This is a genomic window from Cellulophaga sp. F20128, from assembly GCF_023015805.1.
GTDB lineage: Bacteria > Bacteroidota > Bacteroidia > Flavobacteriales > Flavobacteriaceae > Cellulophaga.
Window position 1 is genome coordinate 1 of sequence record NZ_JALKBA010000065.1, and the last position, 649, is coordinate 649.

At 34.7% G+C, this 649-nt stretch carries 1 pseudogene; it reads right to left on the reverse strand.

Going from position 1 to position 649, the window contains the following annotated elements:
• Positions 1 to 15: 15 nt before the first annotated feature.
• Positions 16 to 649 (reverse strand): annotated as a pseudogene (locus MWU65_RS17825) (hypothetical protein); the annotation flags it as partial.

Consider the following 649-nt stretch of genomic DNA (forward strand, 5'->3'; position numbering starts at 1 on the left):
ATAAATAGTAGGGTTCTACGATTCTGTCATCGTATCATCAAAATTTTTGGTCAAGAAATCCTTTTCAACAGTAAAATATCTGCCTTTAGCATCTATCAAGGTCATATCGCCATCTGTCCAAATCACAAATTTTTGATATTTATTAGAGTTCTCCTGGTTGCTTAGTTTCCAATCTGTTTTTAGCAACTTTCTAAGCTGTGTTAAATCTGTTTTTACTCGGGTTTTGTTGAGTGCCAGTAAAGCATCCATTGGGCATATATCAACAACATCAAGGTCAAATTTTTCAATCACGCTCAATAGAATACTTGCCAATTCCTTTTCTACACGATTTCGATTGTTTTGAACCAGTCTAGTCAAAGCTTGGGTTTTTATTTGCTGGGCTGAAAACCACATTCGAGTTAAATGCTTGGAACTCATCTTTCGGTTAGCTAAATAATGCATAAACGCAGGGATTTCATTAATCAGATTTTCTAGAAAATGAGTATCCTCTTTTTCTAACATTGGAATTTTAATGACCCAGAATCGGGTTTCATTGGCATCTATTTTAATAAAACTCTCTTCGTTATTACTGCATAGGATAAATTTCCCAAAGAACTCAACCTCTCGTTTGTCCTTCCCTTTGGCTTCTAACTTATTGATATTGGTTGTA